Consider the following 10,899-nt stretch of genomic DNA (forward strand, 5'->3'; position numbering starts at 1 on the left):
GCTGGTTAAGACGATAAGCACAAACATTAAAAAAGGTGAGCCCATGTAGGGTTCACCTTTTCTTTTATCTACGCTCAATCATTATTAATAACCGAGTTATTTGATAATGAATCGTCATTTTATAGTGGTTTACTTAACCACATAAGACAATGGGATCTCAACAAGCTGCGGGCCTTGATTCATTGGGTACACAAGGTACTCCCCATGATACTTAACCTTCGATTTGTAATCGGTACGCTTATGCAACATAAAACCCGCTTCATACGCTTTGGTAATAAACTCTGCATGATTACCACGTACAAACCAGCTCATTGGTTTCACCAACTTTTCACCATCAAAACAATCATCACATTGGTTCGCACACAAGGCAAATGAGTTTTGGCCATCCGTAAAAAATTGAACCTTGCTGCCGTCCGTCAACACTTCAGACGTGGTCACACCCCAGTCTGCTTGTTCCATATCTTCAAGGAACGTTTCAATCATTGCATCGGTAACGACTTTAGTTTCATTACCAAAGAATTCTCCATAGTACCCAGAGATACGACGGAAAGTAGATTCAAGCATGGCGTCATTACCTTTCGAACGACCCATTTTTTGCCATCGAATAATGTCACCAGCAATGACTTTATGAAAGCGTTGCGATTTAATACTCTTTGTTACCCAACGAAGCAGGAACAAATTGTTCGACGTCGGTGAGTTAATCACCTTGCCACTCTCATGCCCTTGTTCTAGTTCTTCAAGTGCACTGTTCACAACGTTTTGGATTTCTGAATAATACTCAGACATTATGCTTTTTTTCCTAGTGTCCAATATAAGCCCGCGGATAATACCGAACAAATGGCCATTAATACAATCATTGGCCAAATAGATCCGCCCGGAAGAACCGCAACAATCGCGCCAACCAACGAACCCGTACCAAATCTTAGTGTGCCAGCAAGTGACGAAGTCGTCCCTGCCATTTTAGGGTAACCACTCAATAATAGACCCATTGAGTTACTACCAATCGTAGAGAGTGTCCCAATAAACAACATGACAAAAGGAACAATTCCCCAGATACCAAGATCCAAAAGACCACTTGCTAACAGCCCTAACCCGGCAAAAAGCTGAACGCTTAAGCCAAACTTTAGCATGCCGTGCAGACCCACTTTCTTGACAAGGCGGCCGTTGATACTGGTCATGATGATCATTGTGATGATATTTAAACCAAACAGATATCCAAATTGATCGGGTGTCACCCCGTAAATATCGATGTAGACAAATGAACCCGCGGTCAAGAAGGCAAACATACCTGCAAACGAAAAGGCGCCTGAAAACATCAGCCCCATCGCAACTGGGTTTTTACACAAACGTGCATAGTTTTTTATCGTGGTTCGAAATCGCAATGGTTGTCGATTTTCTGGTGCTAGTGTCTCTGGTATTTTCCACAATACCGCAGCAATAACGACAACAGAAAATGCGGTTAACACCCAGAAAATTGAGCGCCAGCCGAACCAAATAGCAAGGTGTCCGCCGATCATTGGCGCGACTAACGGGGCAAGCGTAATCACTAATGTTACAAACGACATGGTTCGAGCAAAGTCTTCTTTGTCGAACATATCGCGTACAATTGCTTGAATAATCACCGCCGCCGCTGCGCCAGCAAAACCTTGCGCGGTTCGTACTAACGTCAAGGATTCTATACTCGTCGTCGTAGCACTTACCGCTGAAGCGATACCAAAAAAGAACACTCCAAAGAGTAAGATTGGTCTGCGGCCATAACTATCGGCTAAAGGACCATGTAATAATTGACCGAGCGCGAAGCCCGCTGTGTACACCGTAAGTGTTATTTGAACAGCACCAGCATTTACCCCAAGGTCTTGTGCAATCGTTGGCATTGCAGGCAAGTACATGTCGATCGCGAGTGGTGTAAGAGCACCAATTGCGCCAAGAACTAGGAATAAAAGAAGGCCTAGCTGGGGTATGTCGGGCTGCGATAGTGGTTTAGAACTCATATCGCTCCTAATTGATTGCGCTATTATCAGGCATTCCATGCATTCAAATAAGCTAAAAAGACTCAATCATTCCAAATTGAGGTCATTGCCGACCATTGCCTTTGTTACTAAAAAGCTGCTTTTATTCTCACAGAGCTCGTTTCATTGCAGTAAGAAAGCACGAGTAACGGTATGCTTATAACTTTGTCGCCACATAAGTCTCTAGAAATATTCGTACTGCGTTCTTTGTAAACTCTATCGTATTTCTTTAGACAACGGTCGTTCACAATGGGGTGATAGTGCGGCTCTTTAAATCACAACAATAAAATAAGTGCCATGGTATTTGAAAGGCATAACACTTATTCCAGACACTATGATGACAGGCAAGAAGGATTCACCACAGTGATAACACTCTCTTTTGTATTACTTTTTCCAGATCGAGTCAATTTCTTCTTGGGTTAAATAACGATATTCACCAAGTTCCAATTCTTCATCTAGTTCAATTTCACCGATTCGTTCACGATGTAATGCTTCGACTTTGTTGCCTAATGCCGCAAACATGCGCTTAACTTGGTGATACTTCCCTTCATGGATAGTTAACAACACTTCTTTTTCGGCTCTCACTTCTAGGTGAGCAGGCAGTGTCGGCGCTTTTTCACTTCGCAGCTCAATACCTTGCTTAAACTTCTCAACATAATCGTCTTCAACTGGCTCAACCAACCATACACGATATGTTTTTTGGCACTTATGCTTAGGGGAAGTAATACGGTGCGACCATTGACCGTCATCAGTAATCAATACCAAGCCTGTCGTATCAACATCTAAACGGCCAGCAAAATGAAGTGAATCCATTTTGATTTCATCAAGTAACTCAAACGCCGTTTGATTCGAACCGTCTTCATGCGAGCAGACAAAGCCTTCAGGCTTATACAACATGATATAACGAGGACCTTTCACCGTAATTTCACGCTCTTGCCATTCGACACGACATTGCTCGCTTACCTTAACGGAACCGCTTTTTTTTATCTCGTCGTTAACGGTCACTTCACCCTTTCTTAAAAGGATGGTTGCTTCTCTACGGGTGACACCTAGCGAATCACACAAAAATTTATCTAAACGCATGAATACCTCAATCTGATTAAGTCCGCTATTATATGGGCTTTTCTGCCAGATGTAGAGTCAAACTCACTCATATGTACACACTTCGTCCGTATCAAGCCGATTCCGTTAAAGCGGTTATCCACTATTTTCGCAAAAATGACACGCCAGCAGTCATCGTATTGCCTACTGGAGCGGGCAAAAGCCTGGTAATCGCTGAACTTGCTCGCTTGGCCAGAGGTCGTGTCCTCGTTCTTGCTCATGTCAAAGAACTTGTCGAACAGAACCACGCGAAATATGAAGGCTACGGACTCAGTGGTTCTATATTTTCGGCCGGACTGGGAAGGAAGGAAACCTCTGAACAAGTAGTTTTTGCCTCTGTTCAATCCGTAGTACGAAACCTACACCACTTTGCGAACCAATTTTCCCTGCTCGTCATTGATGAATGCCACCGGGTGCCTGAAGTCAAAACTTCAAGCTACCAAAAAGTCATTTCTCACTTAAGCGAAGTCAACCCCGGCATTAAGATACTCGGGCTAACAGCAACCCCCTATCGACTCGGTGTTGGTTGGATTTACCAATATCACACAAAAGGCCTGGTTCGCAGCGACGAACCCCGTTTTTTTAAAGACTGCATCTTCGAGTTGCCGATTCAATATTTACTGGATGAAGGATTTTTAACACCGGCAAAACTTATCGATGCACCGGTTCTCAGCTATGACTTTTCGCAGCTTAAACCTTCGAGTATGGGAAAGTACAAAGAATCAGAGTTAGACCTCGTCATTGAACAGTCAAAGCGAGCAACACCACAAATCATCGAGCAAATCATTCGGTACAGTGCGGATAAACAAGGCATCATGATATTTGCAGCAACCGTTCGCCATGCTCAGGAGATACTCGCATTATTACCTGCCGATAGTAGCCAAATCGTCATCGGTGATACACCGACACCTGATCGCGATTCCATCATCAATGACTTCAAAGAAAAACGAATTAAATATTTGGTTAATGTCTCCGTATTAACAACAGGCTTTGACGCACCGCATGTTGACCTCATTGCCATTCTTCGTCCAACAGAATCCGTTGGGTTATATCAACAAATTGTTGGACGGGGCCTTCGCCTTTCGGAAGGAAAAACGGAATGCCTTGTGCTCGATTATGCAGGGAATACATACGATTTATATCAACCCGAGATAGGCAATCCTAAACCCGATTCGGATTCCGAGATCATTACCATCCCTTGCCCTGCGTGTGGATTTAATAATAACTTTTGGGGCAAGCTCGATAGTAATGGTTTCCTGCTCGAGCATTTTGGGCGTAAGTGCCAAGGATATTTTACCGATGAAGACACCAAAGAGCGTGAACACTGTAACTATCGATTTAGGGCTAAATACTGTAACGAATGTGGCGCCGATAATGATATCGCAGCGAGAATTTGTCATGAATGCGATGCAACCTTGGTTGATCCCGACAAAAAACTAAAAGAAGCGTTAAATTTAAAAGACGCGCTCGTGTTTGAGTGTGTCGATATGTCACTATCTGTACACAAAGACAACAAGGGTAAAAGTAGTCTTCGTGTGAATTACATTGGTGAGAATGAGGCGCAAGTCAGTGAGTTTTGGTCACTCACGACAAAAAAACAAAAAGAAGGGTTTCTTGCCAGGTTTGTGCGACCACACCTTGCTGATAAGCACCGAGAATTTGATGCAACCTCACCGACTAAGGTTGTCAACAATCAACATAGATTCCGTTTGCCCGCTTTTGTCATCGCACGAAAAAGTGGTCGTTTTTGGAAACTTCGCGATAAAATCTTTGATGACGAGTTGAAGTCATAGCATTCAGCTTCTATTCATATTGAAAACATTATACTTTGCATTACAGTAACCATTAACTCTTCTGATAGGTGCTTAACATGACCATTAAACCAAAAGGATCATTTTTGAACTCCCAACTGCCCTTAATCGCGCTATCTTTTATATTGATACTGCCGGCAACCGTTCATGCCGAGTTTTTCTCTGACTCACCTAATGGCCATGAGCTCGTTCAAGATGTCCCTCTTGGTGACGCTCGAATTGAATTTGATGAAGACCAAGATGAGGTGTACGAAGCGGTACAAGATGGCTTAATCCGGCCATTTTCAGAATTATTCGCCACCGTCGAGAATGACCTGAACGGGCGAGTGATCAAAGTCGAGCTCGAAGAAGACGATAATGAGTGGACCTACGAATTAAAACTTATGCACGAACAAGATGTTATTCAGGTTGAGTACAACGCTACCACATTGGAGCTAATGGAAATAAAAGGCCATAATCTTCAAAGAGTGATAAAAAAATAAGCGCGTCAAACCATATATCGGCCGTTCAACATGACGATAAGTCATCATAAGTTTATGACGAGATACCGAAGAGATTATAATAATGAAAATTCTTGTAGTGGAAGATGACCCTAAATTGGGTGAACAAATTTTAGCAACGCTCGAGAGTGCCGAATGGGTGCCTGAACTCGCACAAGATGGCATTGATGCGCTGTATCGTGCAACATCCGAAGAGTGGGACGTTATTGTCCTAGACTTGGGACTACCCAAAATCGATGGGTTAACCGTTCTTAAGGGCATTCGTGACGAAAATATCAATACCCCGGTCGTGATATTAAGCGCACGCGACACCCTAAGCCAACGAGTGGAAGGCTTGAACGCTGGTGCAGATGATTACTTAACCAAACCATTTGAGATGATCGAACTTATCGCACGCATTCGAGCTCAACTGCGCCGAGCATCAGGAAACGCCTCTCCCATCGTACAGATGGGCGATCTAAGCTTGGATACGCGATCGTCGAAAGTCATGTGGCAAGGTCAGGCCGTAAGCCTTACGGCGCTTGAATACAAAGTCGTTGCGTATTTTGTTCATAACGCGGATAAAGTCATTTCTCGCACTGAGCTAGTCGAGCATATTTATAAACAAGATTTTGACCGTGATTCAAATACGGTTGAAGTGTTTATTGGACGCATCCGCAAAAAGATATCACCGAAAATTATTAAAACAGTACGAGGTCTTGGATACCAGCTCAATGCCTAAACAAGACATGGCTCCTTCTCGAGCTTCATCACTAAAGGCTGGGTTTAAAAAACTCAGCCTTAAAACCCGATTACTTCTTGCTGCGTCGTTGTGGTTGTCGGTAATAACCATCGCAGCGGGTGTCATCATCCCAGGCCTGGTTCGTGAGTATCTGGTTCAAGATCTAGAAACACAATTGGGACGCTCAATGGATGAAATTGCGGCCAACTTAGAAACAGATAAGCAAGGTCGCCTAGTTTTGTCGTCACGCCTTTCTGACCCTAGATTTAACCAACCTTATAGTGGATTGTATTGGCACATCAAAACCCCTGCCGATACGCTACGGTCTCGCTCACTTTGGGACAAAGATATATCGCAAAAAGAGCGCGCACACGCGTCTTCTTATTTTGGCGCGCGTGATGAGCGCCTTGTCGCGATAAAAAGAACGGTGTTTCTTCCAGACATAAGTGACGGCGTCACTATCATTGTCGCGCAAGATGAAGATCCTATAGACAAAGCACTGCACACCTTAACAAACCAAGTATGGGTGATACTCGGCATTATGATGCTAGGCCTTCTCAGCCTCGTTGTCGCGCAAGTTAGCTGGTCACTCCGCCCACTTAACAAGATGCAAAAAGAGCTACAAATGTTGCGAAACGGTGAGCGTCAATCCTTAGACGAGCAATATCCAAAAGAGATCGCACCATTAGTGAATGACCTCAACGCATTGATTTTCCATTATCAAGAGTTACTCGCCAGAGCAAGAAACCACGCGGGTAATTTATCTCACGCACTGAAAACCCCGTTGTCCATCTTGAAAAACGAGCAAGCGAACCTAAACGAAGCCGATAGACATAAACTAGCGCCGGCCCTACTTCAAATTCAATCGCAGATTGATTACCACTTAGGCCGAGCACGCATGGCTGGAGCGATGAACATCCTCTCCGTGAAAGCAAACCCAAGTGAACGCGTAGACGCGATGTCTTTGGCGTTTGATAAGGTTTACGCACAGCGAGAAATTGCGCTTATTAACGAATTGGACCCTGACTTGTTCGTCGCGGTTGAAAAGACTGACCTCGACGAAATGCTGGGTAACTTAATAGAAAACGCATACAAGTGGGGAGAAAGCCTTATACGCGTTCACTCTATCGCACTAGATAACGACGCCATTCAAATCATCATTGAAGATGACGGTGTCGGCATCCCAGAGGCACAATGCCAAGATGTGATAAAACGCGGTGTACGCCTAGACGAAACCACACCAGGAACAGGTCTAGGGCTAAACATCGTCAGTGAAATGGCTCATGGTTATCGTGGCGATCTTGTTCTTTCTTTAAGCAAATTGGGTGGTTTAAAAGCAACGCTGACGTTAAGAGCAGTAAAGGATTAAAAAATCTATAGATATCACTCCGAATCTATTGCTCAGACTGCTATTGAATGTTAGTATCCGCGCTCGTTTTGAGAGTATCTTTGATGCTTTTTTAACGATATATGTTCTAACTAGGTCGCTAAGATTAGAACGGCATTTATTAATTTTACTAATTGAGAGTAAATACTATGAAATTCGAAGCAGTAGTACGTACTGAACTAGGTAAGGGTGCGAGCCGCCGCCTACGTCACGCTGGCAAATTCCCAGCAATCATCTACGGTGGTGAAGCAGCACCGATCTCTATCGCGCTTACGCACGATGAAGTGATCAACCAAATGGACAAGCCTGAGTTCTACGAAGCAATCACTCTATTGATTGACGGCGCAGAAGTTAAGGTTAAGCCGCAAGACGTTCAACGTCACGCGTACAAGCCAAAGGTTGAGCACATGGACTTCATCCGTATCTAATTTCCTACCAAGGAATTAGTTGGATAAATCCAACCTTTTGCATAAAAAGATTCTCAGTCTTACCAACTAAGTAATCTAAAGAAATTCGAAACCCCGATGCTACCAACATCGGGGTTTCACCGTTTCTGGGGACTCACATTACTTTTATACCCTACACAGAACACCTGATAATTCTTTGGGAATACATATAGAACTAGGCGCACAGAGCAACGATAGGTTCTGTGTATGACACAGCTTTGAACCAATAATGAATCGTAAAAAAATTCAGAGGTAAAATGGTAACGTAATTTTCTATAATCAGGATAAGGCGTCATTGTCACTTTGATAGCATGAGCCCAGAGGCGCTTGAGTTAACTTCAAAATGATGCTGGAAAATGTCTATTGTTCTCTGCCCTCTCCTCTTCTCTCTTATTAGAAGCTATTTTTGAGTATGTAATACTGTTTTACGAATGTAATCATTTCTTAATTTGCATATGACCTTGATTGGTGTACATGTAGCGTTGCTCTTCTCACCCTTATCCGACGTCAGGCATAAATCAAGGCTAAGCAGTCGACCTTAAATAAATTAATTTAACACTCAGGCCCGTAGCCGCTACCATCATTTAATGTGGCCCATTTTAGGCAATATTTCTTAAGTATTTAGATAGAATTCGTGGCGTCTAGCGACTTAATTAGCTCACCTATTGATTTTCAGTCTTTTCCCGTTAAACATCATTAAATTGGCTAGCGCAATATCTAGTGTTGTACTTAACTTAAAATAGTGGCTTCACGTTATTTATGGGTTAAATAAGCATGAAAAATAAAGGCAAGAACGCGGTAAGTTCAAGTGTAAAGAATAATAAGAAACATGCCTCATCATCGGTACAACAACGAAGTACAAATAAGAAAAATAAATTAAGATTATTTTCGAGGTTCAACGTCAACGTCAATGCATTAAACTTACAAAGTTTAATGCTGATTTTACCCTCATTTGCACGCACTCATGACGATGAAGTGAATGTGAACAGTGATGAGACCCCTCTCGATAAATTGGCACCTGGAAATCTCGATGTAGAAAAAGCCAACCACATATCCGATGATAATACGACCGACAATACCGCCTTCGCTAAACCTGAGCATTCAAATAGCACCACACTAACAGTGGATAACGAAGCAGCAGTAAAACCTACCTCAACCGTAACTCATTCTTCGCATCACTTGACCGATCACTCTCATGCTAAAATGAACATGATTCCCGCAGCAACCAATAACTCAAGCGTTGCGGTGCCAGAGCATCACGATACTGATACACACACAAAAATGTCACCACCGACTCCATTCAATCACGAGGCGACGGTCAGCACGGCAACCGTTGCTGTGGATGAAACCGATACGGCCATCTCGACGTCAGGCACATTAACCAGCACCGATATTGATAATCCGGATAACACGTTTACTCCAGACACCATAACAGGCAACAACGGTGACTTGACCATCGATGCTAATGGCCATTGGACGTTCACCGCCAACAATGCCTTTAATCAGTTAAATGTCGGCGATAAGGTTGAAGAAACCTTCACCGTCTCGTCCGTTGATGGCACCCCATCAACCATCAAAGTGACGATCAACGGCACTAATGATGCAGCGACCGTCAGCTCGGCAACCGTTGCTGTGGACGAAACCGATACGGCCATTTCCACTTCAGGCACGTTAACCAGCACCGATATTGATAATCCAGATAACACGTTTACTCCCGATGCCATCACGGGCACAAACGGTAACCTAACCATCGATGCCAATGGCCACTGGACGTTCACCGCCAACAGTGCCTTTAATCAGTTAAACGTCGGCGATAAAGTTGAAGAAACCTTCACCGTCGCTTCCGTTGATGGCACCCCATCAACCATCAAAGTGACGATCAATGGCACCAATGATAAAGCCACGGTCAATACAGCAACTGTAAGTGTGGATGAGACTGACAAAGCGATAACCACTTCGGGTACCCTAACCAGTAACGACGTCGATAACCCAGATAACACCTTCACGCCAGATGCCATCACGGGCACAAACGGTAACCTAACCATCGATGCCAATGGCCACTGGACGTTCACCGCCAACGGCGCATTTAATCAGTTAAACGTTGGCGATAAGGTCGAAGAAACCTTCACCGTCACTTCCGTCGATGGCACCCCTTCAACCATCAAAGTGACGATCAATGGCACCAATGATGCGGCGACCGTCAGCACGGCAACCGTTGCGGTGGATGAGACCGATACGGCCATCTCGACGTCAGGCACGTTAACCAGTACTGATATCGATAATCCAGATAACACGTTCACGCCAGATGCCATCACAGGTACAAACGGTAACCTAACCATTGATGCTAATGGACATTGGACGTTCACCGCCAACAGCGCCTTTAATCAGTTAAACGTCGGCGATAAAGTTGAAGAGACTTTCACTGTGTCTTCTGTTGATGGTACCCCATCAACCATCAAAGTGACGATCAATGGCACTAACGATGCAGCGACGATCAGCACGGCAACCGTTTCTGTGGATGAAACCGATACGGCCATCTCAACGTCAGGCACGTTAACCAGTACAGATATCGACAACCCGGACAATACATTCACGCCAGATTCCCTTACGGGTAACAACGGTAACCTAACCATCGATGCCAATGGCCACTGGACGTTTACTGCTAACAGCGCATTTAATCAGTTGAATACCGGCGATAAGGTTGAAGAAACCTTCACCGTCACGTCGATTGATGGCACCCCATCGACCATCAAAGTGACGATCAATGGCACCAATGATGCGGCGACCGTCAGCTCGGCAACCGTTGCGGTGGATGAAACCGATACGGCCATCTCGACATCAGGCACGCTAACCAGCACCGATGTCGATAATCCAGACAACACGTTCACTCCAGATTCTATTGCTGGCACCAATGGCGACTTAAC

At 44.3% G+C, this 10,899-nt stretch carries 9 protein-coding genes; 6 read left to right on the forward strand and 3 right to left on the reverse strand.

Translation table 11 applies throughout. The annotated features are described in order from the left end of the window. Window positions 1-129: 129 nt before the first annotated feature. The 3 genes from ACE1OE_RS17345 to rsuA form a co-directional block, all read right to left on the reverse strand. Window positions 130-786 carry a DUF2913 family protein gene (locus ACE1OE_RS17345; protein WP_449211802.1) on the reverse strand — a complete coding sequence of 219 codons (657 nt, stop codon included), beginning with the start codon at window positions 784-786 and terminating at the stop codon, window positions 130-132. Further along, complete coding sequence (locus ACE1OE_RS17350; RefSeq protein ID WP_449211803.1) at window positions 786-1,991, reverse strand: Bcr/CflA family multidrug efflux MFS transporter; 1,206 nt, start codon at window positions 1,989-1,991, stop codon at window positions 786-788. The genes ACE1OE_RS17345 and ACE1OE_RS17350 overlap by 1 nt, the downstream gene beginning before the upstream one ends. A gap of 402 nt (window positions 1,992-2,393) precedes the next feature. After that, window positions 2,394-3,092, reverse strand: coding sequence for a 16S rRNA pseudouridine(516) synthase RsuA (gene rsuA, locus ACE1OE_RS17355; RefSeq protein WP_102470069.1), 699 nt, complete (start codon window positions 3,090-3,092; stop codon window positions 2,394-2,396). Between the two features lie 71 nt (window positions 3,093-3,163). On the opposite strand from rsuA, the gene ACE1OE_RS17360 reads away from it, so the two are divergent. The 6 genes from ACE1OE_RS17360 to ACE1OE_RS17385 all read left to right on the forward strand — a co-directional run. Next, entirely contained in the window at window positions 3,164-4,903 is a 1,740-nt protein-coding gene (locus ACE1OE_RS17360; RefSeq protein ID WP_449211804.1) for a DEAD/DEAH box helicase, read from the forward strand. A 77-nt stretch (window positions 4,904-4,980) separates the two neighbouring features. Further along, window positions 4,981-5,403, forward strand: a complete 423-nt coding sequence (locus tag ACE1OE_RS17365) for a PepSY domain-containing protein (protein WP_372062596.1) — start codon at window positions 4,981-4,983, stop codon at window positions 5,401-5,403. A gap of 82 nt (window positions 5,404-5,485) precedes the next feature. Continuing rightward, on the forward strand, window positions 5,486-6,142 hold the full coding sequence (locus ACE1OE_RS17370) for a response regulator transcription factor (RefSeq protein WP_102470066.1): 657 nt from the start codon (window positions 5,486-5,488) through the stop codon (window positions 6,140-6,142). Beyond that, entirely contained in the window at window positions 6,135-7,511 is a 1,377-nt protein-coding gene (locus ACE1OE_RS17375) for an ATP-binding protein (RefSeq protein WP_449211805.1), read from the forward strand. The genes ACE1OE_RS17370 and ACE1OE_RS17375 overlap by 8 nt, the downstream gene beginning before the upstream one ends. Window positions 7,512-7,678: 167 nt before the next feature. Beyond that, on the forward strand, window positions 7,679-7,957 hold the full coding sequence (gene rplY / locus ACE1OE_RS17380) for a 50S ribosomal protein L25 (RefSeq protein ID WP_102470064.1): 279 nt from the start codon (window positions 7,679-7,681) through the stop codon (window positions 7,955-7,957). A gap of 951 nt (window positions 7,958-8,908) precedes the next feature. After that, the coding region (locus ACE1OE_RS17385; RefSeq protein ID WP_449211806.1) for a VCBS domain-containing protein at window positions 8,909-10,899 on the forward strand (1,991 nt) is incomplete at its 3' end.

Source organism: Vibrio sp. E150_011 (genome assembly GCF_053544015.1).